Consider the following 19,881-nt stretch of genomic DNA (forward strand, 5'->3'; position numbering starts at 1 on the left):
CACCCGCGCAACAGCCTTGCTGTCTTAGTAGTCTTTTCTCCATCGGACGGAAAGCTTCGCGTCGTTCTGGCCGCCGATCCGGGAGACCAGCGACAGGGTCCGGCGAATCCGCCACTCGACTTGCGCGGCGGGGCCTTCGCGACCGCCGCCGATGATCTCGACATAGACGTCGTCGGTCACGTACTTGCCGCCCGACACCGTCATGCCCGTGGCGCTCTCGGCGAAGGCCAGGCGATCCAGGCGCGCGAAGCTGCGCAGGTTGCCGATCACGTCGAAACCGCCGCCGCCGGCCAGAGACGCCAGGGCGGAGGCCAACTGGGCGGCCTCGATCGGTGACAGCTGGGCCGCCGACGAACCGAACAGCACCTGGCTCAGCACCTCGTCGCTGGGCAGCTCGGGCTTGGAGGTCAGGGTGATCTCCGGCTTGGCCGCCGTGCCCTGGATGCGCACCACGGCCGTCAGGGACGCGTCCTCCCGGGTGGCGGACAAGTCGAGACGAATGCGGTCCAGCTGGCTGGACAGATAGACGGTGCCGTCGTCATCGAACTCGAAGCGCTTGCCGGCAAAGTCGTACTCGCCACGCACCACGCGGGCGACGCCGCTCAAAGACGGGGCCAGCGAAGTGCCGCCGACATGGGCGTCCAGCGACAGTTCGACGTCCAGGCCGCGACCGCGCACGAACACCCGGCGGGGAGCCTTGAGGTCCAGGTCCAGGATCATGCCGCCGGTGTTGGGACGGCGTTGCAGGCCTTGGTCCAGGTCTGACGGGCGGTTGCGCTCGATCACGTCCATGGCCACGACGCCGACCGGGGTCTTGCTCTGGGCCGAGACGTCGGCGCGGTCGATGGTCACCGCGCCGGCCAGCTTGATCTTGCCGTCGGCCGAACGGTTGACGGTCGCCGAGCCGGTGGCCACGGCCGAGGCCAGGTCGTTGTCGATCAGGCGGAAGCCCTTCAGGTCCAGCTTGAAGCTGCCGACGCCGTCGCGGGCCAGGCTGATGCGGCCGGCGCCCGAGATCGTGCCGCCCTGCCCGTCCTCGCCAATGGCCTGGCTGACGTCGATGGCGTTGTCGGCCAGCGCCGAGCGCAGGGTGACGTTCTTGAGGCGCAGGCCCGTCTGGCCGTCCTCGAAACCGCCATTGTCCAGGGTGGCCGAGCCCAGCAGGCGCGGGTCGCCCAGGGTGCCGCCGATCGTGGCCTGCAGGTTGATACGACCCGACAGCGAGCGGTCCGCGCCCATCAGCAGGTTCCACAGCGGCTTGATCTCGCCCTGGGCCGAGAACCGGCCTTGCACACCACGCTTCTTGCTGATGGCCAGGCTGAGCGGCTTGGCCGAGGCCTCGACCGGCAGCACCAGGTGGGCGTCGGCCTTCAGGCCCTGGCGGTTGTCGCCGTCGGCGACGATGGTCAGCTGGTTGTCGGTCAGGTCGCCGTGGATCTTGGCGTCCAGCGACTGCTCGATCTTGGCCCCGCGCTCGCGGGCGTTGGCCAGGCGCATGTCGAAGTCGCCGGTCAGGGTCTCGCCCTGGCCCCGCAGGTTGAAGGCGCCGTTGATGTCGCCTTCCAGGTCGGGGTTGAAGGCGGTGATAGCCACGTCCGCCAGCTCGGCCTTCAGCATGACCGCGGCCCCGCCGATGTCGGCGTCGATGTCGGCGCGGCCCTTGTCGATGGCCAGGCGCAGGCGAGCCTGGGTGGGGCCATCGCCGAAATGGATTTTGGCCGTCTCGCGGGTCTTGATCTCGGTGCGACCCATGCGGCCGGCCGCATCCAGCGCCAGGTCATAGGCCTTGCCGGCCTGGGCCAGCTGGCCCGCGCCGCCGATGCGCCAGCGGCCGCCGGGCGCGTCACCGCGGGCGTCGATCGACAGTGGCAGGCGCGCCAGCGGGCCGTCGGCCTTGATCCGCGCCGAACGCACCTTCCACGAGCCGAAGGCGACCTCCTCGGCGGTTAGGTCCAGCGTCGCGGCGGCCGAACCGCCGCCGGGCGCGTCGACCAGCTTGGCCGAGCCCTTGACCTGGCCTTGCGGCAGGAAGGCCCCAGGGCCGACGGCGACAGTCAGGTCGGCAGTGGCCGGCAGGCCATCGCGCAGGCTCATCGCGCCTTTGGCTTTCGCGCCGCCGGCGTCGACGTCCAGTTCGGACAGCTCGATGCCGCCTTGCGAGAAGCGGAAGGCGGTGCGGCCACGCGCCGGGCCGTACTGGCTGTCGGCTTGCAGCGCCGCGACGCCGTCGGTGGCGTTGGGGCCACGCGCGAAGGTCAGGGTCAGGTGCGCCTTGGTCAGCGGCAGGCGCGGCAGGTCGATGCTGTCGAAGTCGGCGTTCAGCTGCGCTTGAGGCGCGGCCAGGGTGCCGCCGATGTGGCCATCGCCCGCCGCCTTGCCGGCGACCTCGACCGGACCAGCACTGAATGGGCCCGTAGCCGTCCAGTCCAGCTTGAAGTCCAGGCCCAGGGCCTTGGCGACCGTCATCTTGCCCGAGGACTTCAGGCTGGCGTTGGTCCCGTCCAGCTTGGCGTCCGAGATGCTCAGCACGCCGTCGTTCCAGGCGCCCTTGCCGGCCAGACGCGGCGTCGCGCCCAGCAGACGATCGATCTCGGCATAACCGGTGGCGAAGCCCGCCGCGCGGCTGTCGACGGTGAAGCTCCACGGACGGTTGGCGAAGCTGGACGCGGTCCACTTGGCCAGCAGCGAGCCTTTCGCGCCCTGCCGCACCGGACCCATGCTGGCCACGCGCATCTCGCCGTCGAACGACAGGCCGCCCAGCACACCGCGTTCGCCCTTGCCGGTGACGATCAGGTTCGGGGCGTCGATGCGGGCGGCCTTGATCAGGAAACGACCGCCCTTGACCCGCGCGCCCTCGAACGCAGCCTTGGGGCTGGAGCCCAGCAGAGCCAGCAGGCCCGTGCCGCCGCCGCCCGAGCTGGTCGCGGCGGCCTTGATCTCCAGCTCGCCCTTGGCCCAGCGGACCATGGCCGGCCCCTTGGCGCGCTTGAGGTGGTAGCCCAGCAGCTCCAGGTCGGCGACATCGACATCGCCCTCGACCGAGAAGCCGCCCTCCTCCAGCCGGAAGACGCCGTCGGCCAGGCCGCGGCCCATCTGCGGGATGGTGACGATGCGCTTCAGCGCGCCGACCTGGGCGGTGAAGGCGATGCCGTCCGGACCGGTGCGCTTTTTGGCCAGATCGGCCAGGCCATGGCCCTGCAACGACAGGTTCTGGGCGCGGATGTCCAGGTTCAGGTTCGACAGGCCGTCCTGGGTCGCCTTCTTGCCGTCGAGCGTGAAGTTGGCCTCGGGGCCGAACATCTTCTCCAGCCGCTGGGTCCAGCGCGAGGCGCCCAGGTCCAGCCGGCCGCGCGCCGAACCGCCCTGCTCGGTCCAGGCGCCGTCGGCCTGCAGCGGGATCGTGGCGCCCGAGCGGGCCAGCACGTTGAACGCCGCCCGGCTGAGCGTGCCGTCGGCCTTGGCCTTGAGGTCGAAGGTCCGGTCGGCGGCCAAGCCCAGGGCCCCGGCGATGGCGCCGCCATTGGCCTCGGTGGCGTCGGCCTTCAGGTGCAGGGTCTGGGTGCGCCCCAGGTCGAAGTCGAGGTTCAGGTGGTCGCCGACATGCAGGCGCGAGGCGACGGCCAGCTTGCCCTTGTGTCCGCCCTGCCGCGCCATCTCGTAGTCGCCGCCGACGTCGAAATCGCCCTCGCGGCCACTGAACGCGGACCGGGTGATCAGGCGGAACTTGAAGGCGTCCAGGTCGACCGAGACCGGCGCGGCGCCGGACTTGGGCCCCTTGGGCGTCATGGTCGGGCGGCGCAGGACGATGACGTCGCGGGCGTCGACCCGCTCGGCGTGGAAACGACGACCGAACAGCTCGGTCGGTCGCCAGGCGACGCGGATGTCGTGAGCCTCCAGCCAGACGCCCTTCTCGTCGGTGATGGTCAGACGGCGGACGCCGAAGTCCTTCCAGATGTCGCCCGACAGGCCCTCGATATGCAGTTTGCCGATCCGGCCCAGCTTCAGGCCCGAGGCGCGGGCCTCCAGGAACATGCGGCCTTGCGGCGTGATGGGGACAAAGCGCAGGCCGCCGGCCATGACGATCAGGATCGCCGCCAGGATCGCCGAGGCGATCAGCACCGCGCCGCCCCAGCCGATCTTCTTGGCGACCTTCACCGCGGCCTCGCCCGTCGCCTCGGCGGCGTGGGTGACGGCTTCCGTCAGGTCAGGCTTGTCCTGCTCCTGGCTCAAAAGCTTTGCCCGATGCTGAGATAGATCTGGAAGGCCGGGTCGCCCTTGCGGCGGCCCAGCGGGGCGGCGATGTCGGCGCGGATGGGGCCAAAGCCCAGGTCGTAGCGGATGCCAATGCCCGCGCCGGCCCGGAAATCCTCGCGTCGCGGGGTCTTGTCCGTGCCGATGGCGCCGGCGTCGATGAAGGCCACGCCGCTCCATTTCGAGGTGATCTTCTGGCGCAGCTCGAACGAGGTCTCGACCAGCGAGACGCCGCCCTGGGGCGTGTTGTCGGTCAGGCGCGGGCCGATGGCTTGGTAGGCGTAGCCGCGCACGGAACCGCCGCCGCCGGCATAGAAACGCCGCGAGGCCGGGACGTCGGGGATGCTGCCGCCCAGCATGGCGCCCAGCTTGACGCGGGTGGCCAGCACGGTGCTCGCCCCCTTGCCGACCGGCAGGTAGATCGAGCCCTGGGTGGTCAGCTTCAGATACGGCAGGGTCGTGTCGCCGACCACATAGGTCGGCTCGCCGCGAGCCTCCAGGCGCCAGCCGCGCTTGGGATCCAGGATGCTGTCGGAGAAGTCCCAGGCATAGGCGGCCAGGCCCGCGACGGTGACCAGGTTCAGCTTGCGACCCGCGACCGAGCCGTTGCGGCTGATCTGTTCCTTGGTCTGGGACAGGTCCATCGACACGCCGAAGGTGCGATAGGACGTGGTCTGCCGCCGCTTGGTCAGGTCGACCCCGACCGTGGCGCCGGTTTCGTTATAGGCGTCGGTGTCGTTGCGGAAGACCGAGCTGTTCAGCTTCAGGGTCTGCTGCGGCCGCTGCCAGTGCGGCAGCGAGATCTCGGCGCCCAGGCGCTGCTCCAGCTTGGCCAGGCGCAGGGCGTAGGTGGTGGTGTCGGCGCGTTTCAGTCGGTTGTAGCGGCTCCAGCGGATGTCGAAGCCCGAGCCTTCGCTGGTCGAATAGCCGGCGCTGGTTTCAATGGTGCGTGAGCGACGGTCGGCCAGGGTGACGACCACGGGGCGCAAACCGTCGGGCGTGGCCTTCTCAGGCCCGGCCAGCGAGACCGAGATCGAGTCATAGACGCTGGTGTCGCGCAGGCGGCGCTCCAGCTCGGCCACGTCTTCCGGATCGTAGACGTCGGCGGTTTTCCACGGCGCCAGGTGCGAGACCCAGGCCGGATTGGTCCGCCCCTTGGTCACCACCTCGACGCCGTCCATGTGGACCAGGGTGCCGGAAGCGATCTTGAAAGCCGGGCGCAGCGTGTGATCGGTGTGGTCGACAATGACCTCGCGCGGCTCGGCGGCGGCGTCGGCATAGCCCAGCTTGGCCACCTGGGCGACGATGCGGCCCTCGGCCCCGACGACATCGGCGGCGCGCCCAGGCTCGCCCTGGGTCAGGCGCATGGAGGCGGCGGCGCGCTGGCGGGTGCCCTCGTCGGGCGGCGCGCCGGACCAGTCGATGCGCGGATCGGCGATGACGAAGGCCGGACCCGGCGTGATCTTGACCACCGCGCGCGGCGGCTCGCCGTCCAGGACGTCGGGTTCGACGGTATAGGCGTAGTAGCCTTCGGCGCGCAGCACGGCGATGGCGTCTTCGCCGGCCTGGCGGGCGCGGCGGCGAGCTTCGGCGCGGCTTTGGGCGGGATGCTTGGATTCGGTCAGGGCGAGCCGGATGGCCTCACGCAGGGCCTTGTCGTCGACGCCTTGGATCTGGGCCATCGGCTCGTCGGCGCGGGCAGCCGAAGCCGCCAGCAAAGTCACCGCCGTCAAAGCCAGGGTAGTCCGCCCAAGCACCAAATCACATACCCCGCGCGAAGCGCCCCCGGCCCTGCTGTAGTCCGGGGTTCGCGCCATGTCACGACAGTAAATGCAACGACTTCGCCCTAGTAGCGCTTAGCAAAGCAGGCGATCGGCGCCCAAATGCTGAGCAGTCGTGCGCAATCACGCGGCGGAGGTCGAATCCGTCGCGCTCGCGCCGCGCAACGCTCTAGAGTCGGGGATGGCGCGGTCTCAACGGCCGCGCCCAAGGTTATGAGAAACGTGGACAAAAGCGTGGCGGCGAAGACCCAGACCCTCGACGACGCACCGACCCTGCCGATGACGGAGGCGGCGTACCTGCCGGGGGTCGCCTACGACGAGATGTTCACGCCCGACGGCGAGGTCCGGCCGCACTACGACCCGCTGCACGGGCGCATGTCGACCCTGGGCGCCGAGGAGCTGGCGGGCCGCCAGCGGACGCTCGAGCGCTCGTTCCTGCTGCAGGGCATCACCTTCACCGTTTACGGCGCGGACAACACCACCGAGCGGGTGATGCCGACCGACCTCTTCCCGCGGATCATCCCGGCGGACGAGTGGAAGCGGATCGAGCTGGGCCTGACCCAACGCCTGCATGCGCTGAACCTGTTCCTGGCCGACATCTATGGCGACCAGCAGATCCTGATGGACGGCGTGGTGCCGCGTGAGCTGGTCTTGGGCGCGCCGTCGTATCGCCGCGAGATGCAGCACGTCTACGTACCGCACAAGGCTTACGCCAACGTCTGCGGCAGCGACCTGATCCGCTGCCAGGACGGCCAGTTCGCGGTGCTGGAAGACAACCTGCGCGTCCCGTCCGGCGTCTCGTACATGCTGGCCAACCGCGACGCGGCCAAGCGCACCTTCCCCGGCACCTACCGCGCCGCCGGCGTGCGGCCGGTCGAGCGGTATCCCGACCTCCTGCTCTCCACGCTGAAGAGCATGGCCGCCGATTGGCGCAACGATCCGCAGGTCGTGGTGCTGACCCCCGGCGTCTACAACAGCGCCTATTACGAGCACGCGTACCTCGCCCGCCTGATGGGCGTGCCGCTGGTCGAGGGCCGCGACCTCGTGGTGCATGAGAACATGGTCTACATGCGGACCACGACCGGCCTGCGCCGGATCGACGTGATCTATCGCCGGGTCGACGACGACTTCATCGACCCCCTCACCTTCCGGCGCGACAGCTCGCTGGGCGCGGCGGGCCTGTTCAACGCCTATCGGGCCGGCAATGTGGTGATCTGCAACGCCCCCGGCACCGGCGTCGCCGACGACAAGGCCGTCTACGCCTATGTCCCCGACATCATCCGCTACTACCTGGGCGAGGACGCCATCCTGCCCAATATCGAGACCTTCCTGTGCCGCGAGAAGCGTCAGATGGGTCACGTGCTGGAGAACCTGGACAAGTACGTCGTCAAGGCGGTCGGGGCCTCGGGCGGTTACGGCATGCTGGTCGGCCCGCACGCCAGCCAGAAGGAACGCGACGACTTCGCCGAAGCGATCAAGGCCGATCCGGACAACTACATCGCCCAGCCGACCATCCAGCTGTCGACCGCCCCCTGCCTGGTCGACGGCCGCATCGAGCCGCGCCACGTCGACCTGCGCCCCTTCATCCTGTCGGGCGAGAAGACCATCGTCACGCCTGGCGCCCTGACCCGCGTGGCGCTGAAGCGCGGCTCGCTGGTCGTGAACTCCAGCCAGGGCGGCGGCTCCAAGGACACCTGGGTGCTGGCCGAGGAGAACGGCCACTCCAATGGCAATGGCAACGGGGGGCAACGTCCATGATGCTCGCTCGGGTCGCCGACAGCCTCTACTGGCTGGGCCGCTACATCGAACGGGCCGAGCACCTGTCTCGCCTGTCGTCGGTCATGCTCAACGCCACCCTGGACCAGACGGACTCCGGGACCCAGGCCGTCTGGATCGCCATGGCCGCCGTCGGCGACGCCAATGACGGCGAGAGCATCAACTCGTTCGAGGCCGCCCAGGCCCTGGTGCTGGACCGCTCGGACGCCAATTCGGTGGTCTCGTCCCTGGCCCGGGCTCGCGAGAATGCCCGCCAGGTGCGCGACCAGATCACCACCGAGACCTGGGAGCGGCTGAACCTGCTGTACCTGAAGGTCACCGACAAGGACGCCGGCAAGGCGTTCTCGGACGGCTCGGCCAACTTCCTGCACGACGTCATCGCCGACCTGCACCTGTTCAAGGGCGCGGCCGACACCACCATGAGCCATGGCGAAAGTTGGCGGTTCATGATGCTGGGCATCTATATGGAGCGCGCCCAGCTGGTGTCGCGCCTCTTGGAAGTCTGTTTCGCCGAGAGCCCCGCCCACGGCCAGGTCGACGACCATGTGGCCCTGGTCAGTGTGCTGCGTATGGCCTGCGCCCTGGAGCCCTATTTGCGGGTCTACACCGCCGAGATCGAGCCCCGGCACATCCTGGAGTTCCTGGTTTTCGACGAGGATTTCCCGCGCTCGATCCGCTTCGCCACCGCCCAGATCGAACAGCATCTCTCGGCCATGGCCCGGGCCGGTGGCGGCGAGCGCGCCACGCCCGAACGCCTGGCCGGCCGCTTGAAGGCCCGCCTGCAGTTCGCCGATGTCGACGAGCTGGAAGCCGTCGGCGCCGGCCCGCTGCTGACCACCGTCGTCAACGAGTGCGCCCGCATCCACGAAGCGATCTACGAGACCTTCGTGGCCTATCCGCTCGAAATGCGTCTCCCGGCTTAGGATCAAATCCAGTGCTTCTAGAGATCCGCCACGTCACCCAATACCACTACGAGCGCCCGGTCCGGGAAAGCCTGATGGAGCTGTGGATGCAGCCCCAGAAGACCGCCCGCCAGCGCCTGGTCAGCTTCGAGCTGGACCTGGAGCCGGCCGCCCAGGTGTTCTCGTACGCCGACAGCTTCGGCAACGCCGTCTACCACTTCGACGTGCCCCAGCCGCACGACAAGCTGACCATCATCGCCCGCTCGGCCGTCGAGACCGAGCCGACCGGCGAGCGTCCCGACCACCTGGACATGGGCGAATGGGACCGCCTGCGCAGCGAGTTCGTGCGCGGCGAGTGCTTCGACTTCCTGCGCCCGCACGGCTTCGTCGAGACGACCGAGGCGCTGCGGGGCTTCATCAAGTCGCACGACCTGGACGACCTCAAGCGCCGTGACCCGCTGACGGCGGTCCGCACCCTGTCGGAGACCATCTACAAGGCGTTCGACTACCAGCCGGGCGTCACCGACGCCGACAGCCCGATCGACCTGGCCCTGAAGGCCGGCAGCGGCGTCTGCCAGGACTTCGCCCACATCATGCTGGCGATCTGCCGCGAGTGGGGCATCCCGGCGCGCTACGTCTCGGGCTACCTGTTCACCGACCGCGACGCCGGCGACCGCTCGGACCCCGACGCCACCCACGCCTGGGTCGAGGTCTTCCTGCCCAGCCTGCGCTGGGTGGGCCTGGATCCGACCAACAACATGATGACCTGCGAGCGGCACGTGGCCGTGGCGGTCGGCCGCGACTATGCCGACGTCACCCCGTCACGCGGGGTCTACAAGGGCAATGCCGAGAGCCAGCTGGCGGTGGGCGTCACGGTGCGCCGGGCCCGCGCGGCCATAGCCGAGCCGGAGTTCCTGCGCATGGCCCGGCCCAGCTTCGCCGGCGGCCGTCGTCGTCCGGATTCGGCGCTGAAGCAGGAGCTGCACCAGCAGCAGCAGCAGCAGTGATCTACTGAAGAATTTCGGGGGTCAGGGTCGCGGCGAAGCGGCGGGCGATGTCCAGCGCCCCCGCGGCGCCGCCAGCCCGCGGGCCGATACGTTCGGTCTGCAGGAACTGCACGCCAGCTTCCGTGCCCGAGCGCCAGACGACATGGGCCAGGTGCACCCGGCGGCCGCCCGCATCGACGAAGATGAACTTGTCCGGCGGCGTGGCGATGCCGGCCGTCGACAGGCGCGCGCCCTTCTCGGCGACGTCCAGCAGCGAGCATTTCCACGATCGCGGATCATCCACGATGTAGATCTTGCGCGCCGCCGGCATCCGGGGGTGGACGCGACGTTCGGCGCCGGTGGGCTCGACCATGACCATGCGACCTTAGAACTCCCGCCGAGTCGTCGGAGACGATTTTAGCGCAACCGGACGCAACGCGCGCCTAGGTTGGCCCACGTTCGTCCGACGCCGGTATAACCGAGAGAAGCTTAGGCGGCGTAAACGTGCGCCTTGCGGGCCGCGATCTTCACCGTGCCCTGGAAACGGGCGGCTTCCGCGCGCGAGGCGCTGATCTCGATCGGGCGGCCGTCCAGCGCCGTGGCGTTGACCGTGGTCAGGGCGCCCTGCACGTGAGCGCGCTCGACCCGCACCTCGAAGCCGCTGTCATCCAGCACGAAGTCGTGCGGGCGGACATAGGCCGTGGCCGAGCCCTCGCGCACGCCGCCGGCCGGCAGGCGCAGCAGACCAGCGGTGAACTGGCCGCCGCCGACCTGGCCCTCGAAGCTGTTGGCCTCGCCCACGAAGCCGCAGACGAATGCGGTCTGCGGCGTGTCGTGCACCTGGTCGGGCGTGCCGATCTGCTCGATCTGGCCCTTGTTGAGGATGGCCACGCGGTCGGCCAGCTCCAGGGCTTCTTCCTGGTCGTGGGTCACGAAGATGGTGGTGACGCCGGTGGCGTCATGCACGCGCCGCAGCTCCTTGCGCAGCGACTTGCGCACCGTGGCGTCCAGGGCGCCGAAGGGCTCGTCCAGCAGCAGCACGCTGGGCTGCACCGCCAGGGCGCGCGACAGGGCCACGCGCTGGCGTTGGCCGCCCGACAGCTGCGAGGGGTAGCGCTTGCCCAGGCCATCCAGCTCGACCAGCTTCAAGAGGTCGTCGACCCGCTTGGTGATCTCGGCCTTGGACGGCTTGTCCTTGCCCTTCCGCACGTCCAGGCCGAACGCGATGTTCTTGGCCACGGTCATGTGCTTGAACAGCGCATATTGCTGGAACACGAAGCCCACGCGGCGGTCGGCGGCGGACGAGAAGGTCACGTCCTGGCCGTCGAACAGCACCTGGCCGGCGTCCGGGAATTCCAGGCCCGCGATCGTGCGCAGCAGCGTCGTCTTGCCCGAGCCCGACGGCCCCAGCAGGGCCAGCAGTTCGCCGTCCTTGATCTCGAGATCGACCTTGTTCAGCGCCGGATAGCGACCGAACTTCTTTTCGACGGAGCGGATGGAGATGGTCATGGGTCTTCAGTCCGTTCAGTGTCCGCCGCGGCCGCTGCGCACGCCGGGCTGGGCGGCTTCGACCGCCGTCTTCAGCACCAGGGTCACCACGGCCAGCAGGCAAAGCAAGGCCGCGACGGCGAAGGCGCCGACGAAGTCGTACTCGTTGTAGAGGATCTCGACATGCAGCGGCATGGTGTTGGTCAGGCCGCGGATGTGGCCGCTGACCACCGACACCGCGCCGAACTCGCCCATGGCGCGGGCGTTGCACAGCAGCACGCCGTACATCAGGCCCCAGCGCACGTTGGGGGCGGTCACCCGCCAGAAGGTGTAGAGCCCGCCCGCGCCCATCGACACGGCCGCCTCTTCCTCGCTGGTCCCCTGCTCCTGCATCAGCGGGATCAGCTCGCGGGCCACGAACGGGAAGGTCACGAAGACGGTCGCCAGCACGATGCCGGGCACGGCGAAGATGACCTTGATGTCGTTGTCGACCAGGTATTCGCCAAACCACCCCTGCAGGCCGAAGATCAGCACGTAGATCAGGCCGGCCACGACCGGCGACACCGAGAACGGCAGGTCGATCAGGGTGATCAGCAGCGGCTTGCCGGGGAACTCGTGCTTGGCGATGGCCCAGGCTGCGCACAGGCCGAAGGCGGCGTTGAACGGCACTGAGATCGCGGCGGTGATCAGGGTCAGCTTCACGGCCGCCAGGGCGTCGGTGTTGTTGATCGCCTCGATGGCCGCGCCGAAGCCCTTGCGCAGCGCCTCGGCGAAGACGGCGACCAGCGGCAGGATCAGGACCAGCGCCAGGAAGGCCATGACCGTGCCGATGACCAGGACCTTGGCCCACAGCGGATCGTCGGTGGCCTTACGATGGGACACGGTAGCCATCAGTCAAACCTCCGCGCCCAGGCCTGGATGGCGTTGATGACCAGCAGCATCGTGAACGAGACGGCCAGCATCACCACGGCGATCGTCGCGGCGCGGGCATATTCGAACTGCTCCAGCTGGATGATGATCAGCAGCGGCGCGATCTCGGACTTGTAGGGCATGTTGCCGGCGATGAAGATCACCGAGCCGTATTCGCCGACCCCACGGGCGAAAGCCATGGCGAAGCCGGTCAGCCAGGCGGGCGCCAGCGCGGGTAGAACGATCCGAAGGATCGTGTCGAGGCGATTGGCGCCCAGGCTGGCGGCGGCCTCCTCGACGTCCTCGGCGGCGTCACGCAGGACGGGCTCGATGGTGCGGACCACGAACGGCAGGCCGATGAAGATCAGGGCGATGGTCACGCCGACCGGATTGTAGGCGGCCTTGATGCCCAGCGGCGTCAGGAACTGCCCCACCCAGCCGTTGGGCGCATACAGCGTCGCCAGGGCGATGCCGGCCACGGCGGTCGGCAGGGCGAACGGCAGGTCGACCAGGGCGTTGATGATGGTCTTGCCGGGGAACTCGTAACGGACCAGGGCCCAGGCGGTCAGCACGCCGAAGATGCTGTTGATCACTGCCGCCACGAACGCCGCGCCGAAGCTTAGCCGATAGGCGGCCATCGAGCGCTGCGAGGTGGCCACGGCCCAGAACTCGGCCGGCGACTGGTTGGCGGCCTTCAGGACTACGGCGCTCAAGGGGATCAGGACGATCAGCGACAGCACCGTCAGCGTCACGCCCATCGTCAGGCCAAAGCCCGGAATGGCCGAACGCCTACGGAAAAACGGCCGCTTTCCGCTGGGGCCAGACGGCCGGCGCGAGGCGGTGTCGGCGGTCATCGTCTGATCGTCGTCCAGGGTCCGGGCTCGCCACATAGCTCAAGGCAAAGGTTGAACGCGCCGGATCCGATAAGGGTCCCGGCGGCGCTGCTGAAACTGAGCCGCTTAAATCTCTACCGCGCCTATGGGGCAAATGAGAAAACCCCGGTCGGGGCCGCAGAAAAACTGGCGAGACGCCTCAGGCCCAGCAATCGGCCAGCCAGTGGGTCGGCCCGGAGCCGAAAGCCTGGACCACATAGTCCCGAACCTTGCTCGGCGCATCGTCGAACGACCGGATCGCGTCGCCATCCAGGAAGCCGAGCAGCGACATCGACGTCCCTTCGTTGCGCAGGACAAAACGCGGACGTTCGGACCGATAGACATGCGCCGCCGAACGATCGGCCGCCAGCGCCTGCAGACTCGCCTTGTTGGCCGTCAGATAGGCGATGTCGAAGTCCCACCACGGCGCGCAGGTCTCGCGCGTCCGCAGCTTGCGGGCCGGAACCCCGGCATAGATGCCCAGCGGCTCGGCGTCCTTGGTGAGCACGCTGGAGGCCCCGATCACCGCGCCGTCGCCGATGCGTCGACCGCTCAGCACCTGAGCATTGGCCGAAACCACAACGCCGTTGCCGATGCTGAAGGGCTGCAAGGGCGCCAGGCCCTCGTCGTCGAAGCTGCCGTGTATGATCGGCAGACCGCTGAAGCAGATGTTCACCGGCCGGTCGTTGGCGTGCTCGCCCCGCACCAGAATGCGCGCCGATGGATGCATCTCGCAGAACCGGCCGATCTCGCCGATCTTGCCCGGCTCGCCCGCCGGCACCAGCATCAGGTTGGTGACACAGGGCAGCGAGCCCGCCCCGATATCCACATAGGCCCCGGGCGAGCAGTAGAAACGACTGTCGTAGTGGCCCAGGAACGTCAGGATCCTGTTCCAGGCGGTGGCGTCACCGGGCAGAGTGATGGAGACGGGAGCGGACCAGTTCATCTGCTTTGGCTAGCAGAACACAGGCCTCGCGCAAACGCGCCATGCGGCGCCGGATGCGCTCTGAAATCCCGCAAGATCAGAGGTTTGATTGGTAGGCCGGGTGGGGTGGCCACTCCTGAAGCGTATCAAGTGCTTGGTCCATCAAACCCCTCCGATCGCCCCCTAAAGAAATGGCGTAATATCCGTTGACGTACCCAGTTTACGCCTAAGGCGCCTTAGCCAGATTGTCGGCCAGTTTCTGGAGCCACGTCTTCGGGACGTCGAAATTCACAGGAATGGTGACCTGGCCTCCGTCTGACGGTCGCCCATCGACGAGCATGGGCGTCATGCGGAAGACCCGGGACATCGCCACGGAGGCTCCGCCGAAGCCATATGCAGCCGGTGTCTCGGAAACGACGCCACAGTCATAGACGGTTCCTTTAGCAGAGGCCCTGCAGTCTATGACTGCTTGTCCAGTGACGCGAGCCTTGGCTGCATCATGCGGGTAGTACCGCATAACGTCCTTGTCCGTTGGCTGCTTGAGCCAAGTCGGCTTCACGATCTCTTGGGCACACGCCGTCACGGCCCCAGCATAGCGGCCTGTCCGCTGCAGAACGGCCTGAAGCTCGGAGTGGGTCATGATCGCTGCTCCAGCGTCGGCGCATGACGCTGCATCCACAAATGCACCAGCATCGTCACGGACGAGATGGCGACCATGGTGACGACGGCGAGTTCACGCTGCGTCGCGCCGCCGTGCTGGCCGACCGCGATAGCCTCCGCCCCCATGGAGACCGACAGGAGCATGATGGTCAGAGAGGCGGTGCGGCTCGATGCCCAGCCCTTGCCTCGGGCTTGAGCATGTTGCCCCTCAGGGCCAACGCCAGGCCCGCCACAGCGGCGCTGACCATGGTGGCGATGTCGAACGGGGTCATCACTTGGCCTCCTCGCCGATCGTCTCGACCTGACGCTTGGCTCAGTTCGAGATGACCTTGAACAAGAGGGGGAGTAGCTCCCAGCCGAAAGCCCCGACGCCGAAGCCGAACGCCGAGGCGTCCCGTAGCGGGGCGAACGGGATCAGCGGCGCGGCGATCTTGACCAAAAAGGCCGCCAGGATCACGCCGGCAGGGTGGCGCAGGCGACGTTCAAGGCCAGGGCTTGTACTCCTCGCAGCCAACCGGGTGCCCACTCAGCGCCAGGGCGCCGAACCGGACCAGTCCATAGATGGACGCGCCGCCAAGCGCGCCAAGACCGCCCGCAGGCGATCAGGGTCGATGTCCATTCGGACCTCCTGGATGTTGGGGAAGCGTGACCAGCCGTATGCAGGCTTGGGAAATGGGGCATCAGTGTCGAGCGGTCGACATTACCCTTTTTGGGTGTGTTGGTTCACGGCGTCCACTTGCAGTGAAGTTGCTCAGCCGATAGCTTTATCGTTCGCGCTTAGCGAGTGCTCCGGGGGGAAGCATTGTTCCATTGGCTTCTAGACCTGCTACGGCCTTCCAAGGCGCCACTCTCGCCGGCCGCCGAAACCCTCCTACTGATGCTTGAGCATCTCGGCGGCGGGATCAGCGAGTTCGATCCACTCCACGACAAGCACCTAGATGAAATCCGTGAGCTGGAGCGTGCCGGCCTGGTCCTGCACGGAACTTGGAACGAGATGGACCTGCGCATGACCAGAGAGGGCGAGGCCGCTGCCGAGGCCATTCGTTCTCGTCCGGCCATTGCCTCGCCCTCCCAGGCTGCTTAGCGCCAAGTCGCTGAGGCGTCGCTATAGGTCAGGACACCAGCTTCGCTCGCCACCTCGTTGTTCGCGCTCTTCGCCATAGCCGTGTCGTCCAGCTCACACGCGCCGGCTGCACAATCCCGCAAATCGCCTTGATTACCGGCCATAGCCCGTTCTCAGCAGAGCAGATCCTGCCAAGTACATGCCGCGAGACAACGAGGTCGCCTGGGATGCGCAGGCAAAGCGAGGACTGATTCCCGCCGCAGACTGGAACATCGGTTGAACGGGGTCTGACGGGTGGGTCTGACGGGCAGTCTGACGGTCGTGGAATGTTCTCGCGAAGTCGCCCAAGAACCCGTTACGGTTCAATGGCTTGAATTGGTAGGCCGGGTGGGGCGACCAGTTTTTAACCTTGTCAGGTACTTAGGCCGTCAAACCCCTTAGATCGCCCCCTAAGGAAATCAACGGCTTATTTATCGACTGTCAAACCAAAAAGGTTGCCGGATTGCAGAGCGTGGCCAGCTTCGCCATTCTGCGAGACATGACGGATCAGACACCCCTCGCTCGACTTCAAGCGGTCGCCGCAAGTGCTGAAAAGACACTCAAGCCGTGGACATATTTGGGAGGCCTGCTCGTCGTCATCGCCACCGCCGTCGCACTTTGGCTGACCTACCTCACGCCGGCGCTCAGAATGTTCTCGCCCGCCAGCTACCTTTTGGTGGGACTGGCAGCACTGTTGTTGGCAGCTGCTGCGCTACGCGCGGTAGTGAGCTTGTCTCGCTACGTTTTCAATTGGCCGGCAGAAGCCGTGACGCCCTCTACCGACCGGGTAAACAACGAGATCCCGCTCCGCCCTCGCTCTTGGGAACGGAAGGCTCTCGATATTAAGACTTGGCGGCGAATAAATCCTATCACGCTTGCTCAGGCCGCTTACCTGTGGCTGGACCTTGAACCGCCATCCGGCCCCGCGCCTGCTATCCGGGCTGAGGTTGACGCGACATATCAGATGCTTCTGCGCGCAGTTCAAAACAGAGAGCTGATGGCCAGCTACGCGACGGCGCCGGGGGTTGCATCCACCGTCTTACACGCCGACCTAAAGCGCTACGCGGCCAAGCACGGCGACAAGCCAAAGTTTCTAGAGGATGCCGAGGGGGCTTGAGCTCCAAAAATTCCATAACCTCGGCATTCTCGCTCTGGTGCATTGACTGGCCCTCGCGAAAGAGGGAACAAAGCGAGAACGCCAATCAACCGCGGGCTCATGGACTATCGTCTCGTCGAGGTGCTGGAGTACGGCTGGGATCTGGCCGTGAAATGCGAGGCCTGCGGTCGGCCTGAGCGCTTCAGCAAGGCGCAGTTCGTCGGCCCGTGGCGCAAGTACCTGAACGCGCCGATCGGCGACCTGACGAAGCGGCTCAAGTGCCCGTGCGGTGAAAAAGCCTGCCGGTCTTACGTCATGGGCGGCGCTTACGCCCACTTCGGCATGGTCTCGGACTACTTCGAAGGCCGGGCACTGTGGATCAGGAATACGCTGACCGAGGCGGGCCTAGACCCTGCCGCGTACGGCTATCCACCGTTGGCCGAGGTCAGAAACGAAAAAGGCCCCGCCGGGTGATCGGCGGGGCCTTCTGGGTTCGAGATCTGATCGCGGCTTAGGTCTTGCCCCTGACGCCGGCACTGATGCCGATGCTCGCGCTGATGAACTCGCCTTCCGCGCGCCAACCGACCGAGCCGTTGACGGTCACGGCGACTTCTTCGTCTTCGGTCGGGTCCTTGAGCACGTCGACAAAGGCGCCAGCGGCGGCTTCAGCCGAAGCCCGGTCGGCCGCGTGAATCGGCTGGCTGGCGAGGATCTTGTCGAACTCGGCGGCGATCTTCTCTTTCGCCTCGGCCTTCGACGGGGCCGTCAAGTTGAACGAATAGCTCATGGGGTCTCCTGGGAATGGCCGGCGGTAGGCGGCCGGTGCGCCTCGGCGGTGCCGAACGGTTTGCGCCTGCGATCAGCTGGCCGGCAGGCGCGCGAGCAGATCAGCGACGGTGCGGTCGGTGCGCGCCCTGGCCAGCACCAGGGCCTCGGACGGCGGCGAAGGCGGCCCGACGAGGCTGAGCGATGACGCGAAGACCGAGACCGCCGTACGGCCGGCGCTGAGCGCCAGGCGCACCCTCAGGCTGGAGCCCGCCGGCACGGCTTCGTCGAGCAGATCGAACGCGGCGCTGGTCAGGGCGATCGGATCGCCCGCGCGGGCGTCGAACATGGCGCGTGCCTGGTCGAGATCCGCCGCCGCGTTGCGCAGCCGCTTGGCGAACTTCGCCCGATCGAGATCCGCCGAGGGATCGGCGACCAAGGGCGCGATCGAGCTGGTCATCACGTAGAGCGCCGTCTCGAACCGAACGGCGGCGGCGTCGACCGCCGGATCAGTCACGGCCTCGATGAGGTCGCCCTTGGACGGAAGGGCGGCGCAACCGCACACGACGGCGGCCAGGCTCGCGACGGCGAGCCCGATAAGCAGGGTCTTCATAGTGGATGGTCCTTGCGTGAGAGGAGATCCGCCGCGCCCTAGTGGCGCGCCGGCAGCAACCCGGCGCGCGTACCCAGCGCGTCGATCGTCAGCTTTTGACCCCGGCTGCGGGGGTCGAAGCTGATGTGGACCCACGTCCCATGCTCGTGGATAAGCTGGTCATAGGTCAGGCCCGACTTGGCCAGGCGCATGGCGACCTCGATCGGCGTGCCGAAGGTCGGGCACTGGAAATCGACCGCCCATCCCTCCATGTGCGCCGACGCCTTCGCGCCGCCGGCCGCACGGTTGACGGCCGGCGAGCGATAGCAGCTGGTCACGCGGATCGGCTTGCCGCCCAGCGCGGTCCTGACCAACTCCATGTGGGCCGCGACGATCTTCAGCCGCTCCAGGATCTCGGGCGGCGGGTCGTTCGACAGACCCAGGCGCGCGGCATTGGCGCTGACCGTCAGTTCGGGCAGCGAGAAGTGATCGCTCAACTGCATGAGCGCGTCTCCTAAATGTGGGGATAGAGGCGAACCGGGTTCGCCGAGGGCCGCCCTTAGGGCTTGGCTTCGGTGGCGACCGTCGTGTCGCCGTCAGGGGTCGTTACGGTCTGGTTCAGGCGGCCGGCGAGGCGTTGGCCACCAGCAACGGTGATCGCGCCCGAGATGGCGCCGGCGATGAAGGTCACCAACTGCTGGTTCTCGCGGGGCACGGCGTGGAAGACCAGGACGAAGGCCAGGCCGCCAAGGATGGTCAGAGCCATGACCGGCAGCAGCTTCTCGATGTGCAGATCAGCCATAGCCTTGCTCCACGGTCTTCAGCTCGCCGTCGCGGATCTCGAAGAAGGCGGGTTCGGGCGGCAGATCCATTCCGGCAGCCAGCATCATGCGGCGGTGCGCGGCGATCGACGCTTCCAGTTGGCGATTGCGCCCCTCTAGGAGGGCGATCTTCGCGTCTTTGTCGGCCAGCATCCTCATGTGCTCCCGCTGGAGGTCTCGCAGCTCGTCGCGGACCTCGTCGAGTTCGCCCGAGAGGCGCGAGACCTCCTCTCGCAGGGTGTTGATGACATCGGCCGCCGCCTGCTGCGCCAGCTTCGTGAGGTCCAGCCTGGCGACATGGCGGGCGGTTGCGGCAGCAATATCATCCGTTCGCCGCTTCTCTCGCGCCTCGCGCATCTTTTGCCAGGCCGCGAAAGCCCCAGCCGCGAGCGCGGCGGCATGCGACCAGTATTTCTCGATCGCCGTGGGGAAATCCACTGCATGCTCCTACCTCCGGCCGGGAGAGGCCTGGTCTGGGGTGATGGCTGCGAACCGGGTTCGCACGACACCCGCAACACAGCGAGGTCGTTACTTGGAGGCGTCGCCCCTGGCGGCGCGCGTAAGCTTTTCGTCGATCGCGTCGCGGATGAACTGGGCGCGTCGCTTCTTGCCGACCAGAGCGTCGATCTGATCGCGCTGCTCGTCTGACAGGCGCACTTGCGTCGCCTTCATGCCCATAGCGGGTCGGCCCATACGCGGCGCACTAAACGGTATCGTTATGTCTGTCAAAACAGCGCCCTATACACGATACCGTTTATGGTAGACGATACCGTTTACTGGTCAATTCTCAGGACGGGGCGCTAGTCATGATGTTCGGCGGTGAAGAGGACTTTGACGGACCACCGGACACGCCGGACACACCCATGGTGGCTTTCCTGGCCTGGCTCGTCCACGCCGCGCCCATCATCATCGGGGCCGTTCTTTTCTGGATCTACGCCTGAGCGACGAGATCAAT

General features: G+C 67.4%; 23 protein-coding genes. 7 read left to right on the top strand and 16 right to left on the bottom strand.

Features of this window, described 5'->3' with window-relative positions; translation table 11 throughout:
* Nucleotides 1–24: 24 nt before the first annotated feature.
* Both AC1RRR_RS06115 and AC1RRR_RS06120 read right to left on the bottom strand, forming a co-directional pair.
* Nucleotides 25–4,155: a translocation/assembly module TamB domain-containing protein gene (locus AC1RRR_RS06115; RefSeq protein ID WP_492811780.1), complete on the bottom strand. Its 4,131-nt coding sequence runs from the start codon at nucleotides 4,153–4,155 to the stop codon at nucleotides 25–27.
* A 71-nt stretch (nucleotides 4,156–4,226) separates the two neighbouring features.
* The gene (locus AC1RRR_RS06120) at nucleotides 4,227–6,011 is read right to left on the bottom strand and encodes an autotransporter assembly complex protein TamA (RefSeq protein ID WP_492811372.1); all 1,785 of its coding nucleotides are present in this window, start codon (nucleotides 6,009–6,011) and stop codon (nucleotides 4,227–4,229) included.
* Between the two features lie 255 nt (nucleotides 6,012–6,266).
* Here AC1RRR_RS06120 and AC1RRR_RS06125 point away from each other — a divergent pair, with 255 nt between their 5' ends.
* From AC1RRR_RS06125 to AC1RRR_RS06135, 3 genes are read left to right on the top strand one after another with little or no spacing between them, the layout of a single operon-like run.
* Nucleotides 6,267–7,790 (top strand): circularly permuted type 2 ATP-grasp protein, encoded by a 1,524-nt coding sequence (locus AC1RRR_RS06125; RefSeq protein WP_492811374.1) that lies wholly within the window; start codon nucleotides 6,267–6,269, stop codon nucleotides 7,788–7,790.
* Nucleotides 7,787–8,731 carry an alpha-E domain-containing protein gene (locus AC1RRR_RS06130; RefSeq protein ID WP_492811375.1) on the top strand — a complete coding sequence of 315 codons (945 nt, stop codon included), beginning with the start codon at nucleotides 7,787–7,789 and terminating at the stop codon, nucleotides 8,729–8,731. Before AC1RRR_RS06125 ends, AC1RRR_RS06130 begins: the two co-directional genes overlap by 4 nt.
* 11 nt (nucleotides 8,732–8,742) lie before the next feature.
* Nucleotides 8,743–9,717, top strand: coding sequence for a transglutaminase family protein (locus AC1RRR_RS06135; protein ID WP_492811376.1), 975 nt, complete (start codon nucleotides 8,743–8,745; stop codon nucleotides 9,715–9,717).
* Between the two features lies 1 nt (nucleotide 9,718).
* Here AC1RRR_RS06135 and AC1RRR_RS06140 read toward each other — a convergent pair whose 3' ends face one another.
* The 8 genes from AC1RRR_RS06140 to AC1RRR_RS06175 all read right to left on the bottom strand — a co-directional run bounded on the left by AC1RRR_RS06140 (nucleotide 9,719) and on the right by AC1RRR_RS06175 (nucleotide 14,989).
* Nucleotides 9,719–10,075 carry a PilZ domain-containing protein gene (locus AC1RRR_RS06140; RefSeq protein ID WP_454716727.1) on the bottom strand — a complete coding sequence of 119 codons (357 nt, stop codon included), beginning with the start codon at nucleotides 10,073–10,075 and terminating at the stop codon, nucleotides 9,719–9,721.
* A 110-nt stretch (nucleotides 10,076–10,185) separates the two neighbouring features.
* Nucleotides 10,186–11,205 (bottom strand): sulfate/molybdate ABC transporter ATP-binding protein, encoded by a 1,020-nt coding sequence (locus AC1RRR_RS06145; RefSeq protein ID WP_492811377.1) that lies wholly within the window; start codon nucleotides 11,203–11,205, stop codon nucleotides 10,186–10,188.
* Between the two features lie 15 nt (nucleotides 11,206–11,220).
* A complete protein-coding gene (cysW, locus tag AC1RRR_RS06150; protein ID WP_492811378.1) occupies nucleotides 11,221–12,075 on the bottom strand; it encodes a sulfate ABC transporter permease subunit CysW in 855 nt (284 codons plus the stop codon).
* On the bottom strand, nucleotides 12,075–12,947 hold the full coding sequence (gene cysT, locus AC1RRR_RS06155; protein WP_492811380.1) for a sulfate ABC transporter permease subunit CysT: 873 nt from the start codon (nucleotides 12,945–12,947) through the stop codon (nucleotides 12,075–12,077). The genes cysW and cysT overlap by 1 nt, the downstream gene beginning before the upstream one ends.
* A gap of 178 nt (nucleotides 12,948–13,125) precedes the next feature.
* A complete protein-coding gene (locus AC1RRR_RS06160; RefSeq protein WP_492811382.1) occupies nucleotides 13,126–13,911 on the bottom strand; it encodes an LbetaH domain-containing protein in 786 nt (261 codons plus the stop codon).
* A gap of 205 nt (nucleotides 13,912–14,116) precedes the next feature.
* Nucleotides 14,117–14,530 (bottom strand): TonB family protein, encoded by a 414-nt coding sequence (locus AC1RRR_RS06165; protein ID WP_492811384.1) that lies wholly within the window; start codon nucleotides 14,528–14,530, stop codon nucleotides 14,117–14,119.
* The gene (locus AC1RRR_RS06170) at nucleotides 14,527–14,694 is read right to left on the bottom strand and encodes a hypothetical protein (protein WP_492811386.1); all 168 of its coding nucleotides are present in this window, start codon (nucleotides 14,692–14,694) and stop codon (nucleotides 14,527–14,529) included. The genes AC1RRR_RS06165 and AC1RRR_RS06170 overlap by 4 nt, the downstream gene beginning before the upstream one ends.
* Before the next feature lie 169 nt (nucleotides 14,695–14,863).
* Complete coding sequence (locus AC1RRR_RS06175) at nucleotides 14,864–14,989, bottom strand: hypothetical protein (protein ID WP_492811388.1); 126 nt, start codon at nucleotides 14,987–14,989, stop codon at nucleotides 14,864–14,866.
* A gap of 438 nt (nucleotides 14,990–15,427) precedes the next feature.
* Here AC1RRR_RS06175 and AC1RRR_RS06180 point away from each other — a divergent pair, with 438 nt between their 5' ends.
* The 3 genes from AC1RRR_RS06180 (at nucleotide 15,428) to AC1RRR_RS06190 (ending at nucleotide 17,222) form a co-directional block, all read left to right on the top strand.
* Nucleotides 15,428–15,634, top strand: coding sequence for a hypothetical protein (locus AC1RRR_RS06180; protein ID WP_492811390.1), 207 nt, complete (start codon nucleotides 15,428–15,430; stop codon nucleotides 15,632–15,634).
* A 490-nt stretch (nucleotides 15,635–16,124) separates the two neighbouring features.
* Nucleotides 16,125–16,769, top strand: coding sequence for a hypothetical protein (locus AC1RRR_RS06185; protein ID WP_492811392.1), 645 nt, complete (start codon nucleotides 16,125–16,127; stop codon nucleotides 16,767–16,769).
* A gap of 99 nt (nucleotides 16,770–16,868) precedes the next feature.
* On the top strand, nucleotides 16,869–17,222 hold the full coding sequence (locus tag AC1RRR_RS06190; RefSeq protein WP_492811394.1) for a hypothetical protein: 354 nt from the start codon (nucleotides 16,869–16,871) through the stop codon (nucleotides 17,220–17,222).
* Nucleotides 17,223–17,259: 37 nt separating this feature from the next.
* Here AC1RRR_RS06190 and AC1RRR_RS06195 read toward each other — a convergent pair whose 3' ends face one another.
* The 6 genes from AC1RRR_RS06195 to AC1RRR_RS06220 form a co-directional block, all read right to left on the bottom strand.
* Entirely contained in the window at nucleotides 17,260–17,535 is a 276-nt protein-coding gene (locus AC1RRR_RS06195; protein ID WP_492811396.1) for a hypothetical protein, read from the bottom strand.
* A gap of 72 nt (nucleotides 17,536–17,607) precedes the next feature.
* Entirely contained in the window at nucleotides 17,608–18,126 is a 519-nt protein-coding gene (locus tag AC1RRR_RS06200) for a hypothetical protein (protein WP_492811398.1), read from the bottom strand.
* Between the two features lie 38 nt (nucleotides 18,127–18,164).
* On the bottom strand, nucleotides 18,165–18,608 hold the full coding sequence (locus AC1RRR_RS06205) for a D-Ala-D-Ala carboxypeptidase family metallohydrolase (RefSeq protein WP_492811399.1): 444 nt from the start codon (nucleotides 18,606–18,608) through the stop codon (nucleotides 18,165–18,167).
* A gap of 56 nt (nucleotides 18,609–18,664) precedes the next feature.
* Complete coding sequence (locus tag AC1RRR_RS06210; RefSeq protein ID WP_492811401.1) at nucleotides 18,665–18,907, bottom strand: hypothetical protein; 243 nt, start codon at nucleotides 18,905–18,907, stop codon at nucleotides 18,665–18,667.
* A complete protein-coding gene (locus tag AC1RRR_RS06215; RefSeq protein WP_492811403.1) occupies nucleotides 18,900–19,364 on the bottom strand; it encodes a hypothetical protein in 465 nt (154 codons plus the stop codon). Before AC1RRR_RS06215 ends, AC1RRR_RS06210 begins: the two co-directional genes overlap by 8 nt.
* A gap of 90 nt (nucleotides 19,365–19,454) precedes the next feature.
* Entirely contained in the window at nucleotides 19,455–19,619 is a 165-nt protein-coding gene (locus AC1RRR_RS06220; protein WP_492811405.1) for a ribbon-helix-helix domain-containing protein, read from the bottom strand.
* A gap of 113 nt (nucleotides 19,620–19,732) precedes the next feature.
* Here AC1RRR_RS06220 and AC1RRR_RS06225 point away from each other — a divergent pair, with 113 nt between their 5' ends.
* The gene (locus AC1RRR_RS06225) at nucleotides 19,733–19,867 is read left to right on the top strand and encodes a hypothetical protein (protein WP_492811407.1); all 135 of its coding nucleotides are present in this window, start codon (nucleotides 19,733–19,735) and stop codon (nucleotides 19,865–19,867) included.
* The last annotated feature ends 14 nt before the right edge of the window (nucleotides 19,868–19,881 follow it).

It is taken from the genome of Caulobacter sp. GW821-FHT12D05, from assembly GCF_058807295.1.

Excerpts from the sequence above, each read along its gene's own strand:
- AC1RRR_RS06225 (WP_492811407.1), top strand. The coding sequence starts at position 19,733 with ATGATGTTCGGCGGTGAAGAGGACTTTGACGGACCACCGGACACGCCG.
- AC1RRR_RS06220 (WP_492811405.1), bottom strand. The coding sequence starts at position 19,619 with ATGGGCCGACCCGCTATGGGCATGAAGGCGACGCAAGTGCGCCTGTCA.
- AC1RRR_RS06210 (WP_492811401.1), bottom strand. The coding sequence starts at position 18,907 with ATGGCTGATCTGCACATCGAGAAGCTGCTGCCGGTCATGGCTCTGACC.
- AC1RRR_RS06205 (WP_492811399.1), bottom strand. The coding sequence starts at position 18,608 with ATGCAGTTGAGCGATCACTTCTCGCTGCCCGAACTGACGGTCAGCGCC.
- AC1RRR_RS06145 (WP_492811377.1), bottom strand. The coding sequence starts at position 11,205 with ATGACCATCTCCATCCGCTCCGTCGAAAAGAAGTTCGGTCGCTATCCG.
- AC1RRR_RS06195 (WP_492811396.1), bottom strand. The coding sequence starts at position 17,535 with ATGAGCTATTCGTTCAACTTGACGGCCCCGTCGAAGGCCGAGGCGAAA.
- AC1RRR_RS06165 (WP_492811384.1), bottom strand. The coding sequence starts at position 14,530 with ATGACCCACTCCGAGCTTCAGGCCGTTCTGCAGCGGACAGGCCGCTAT.
- AC1RRR_RS06130 (WP_492811375.1), top strand. The coding sequence starts at position 7,787 with ATGATGCTCGCTCGGGTCGCCGACAGCCTCTACTGGCTGGGCCGCTAC.
- AC1RRR_RS06160 (WP_492811382.1), bottom strand. The coding sequence starts at position 13,911 with ATGAACTGGTCCGCTCCCGTCTCCATCACTCTGCCCGGTGACGCCACC.
- cysT (WP_492811380.1), bottom strand. The coding sequence starts at position 12,947 with ATGACCGCCGACACCGCCTCGCGCCGGCCGTCTGGCCCCAGCGGAAAG.
- AC1RRR_RS06140 (WP_454716727.1), bottom strand. The coding sequence starts at position 10,075 with ATGGTCATGGTCGAGCCCACCGGCGCCGAACGTCGCGTCCACCCCCGG.
- AC1RRR_RS06170 (WP_492811386.1), bottom strand. The coding sequence starts at position 14,694 with ATGCTCCTGTCGGTCTCCATGGGGGCGGAGGCTATCGCGGTCGGCCAG.
- cysW (WP_492811378.1), bottom strand. The coding sequence starts at position 12,075 with ATGGCTACCGTGTCCCATCGTAAGGCCACCGACGATCCGCTGTGGGCC.
- AC1RRR_RS06180 (WP_492811390.1), top strand. The coding sequence starts at position 15,428 with ATGCTTGAGCATCTCGGCGGCGGGATCAGCGAGTTCGATCCACTCCAC.
- AC1RRR_RS06200 (WP_492811398.1), bottom strand. The coding sequence starts at position 18,126 with ATGAAGACCCTGCTTATCGGGCTCGCCGTCGCGAGCCTGGCCGCCGTC.
- AC1RRR_RS06190 (WP_492811394.1), top strand. The coding sequence starts at position 16,869 with ATGGACTATCGTCTCGTCGAGGTGCTGGAGTACGGCTGGGATCTGGCC.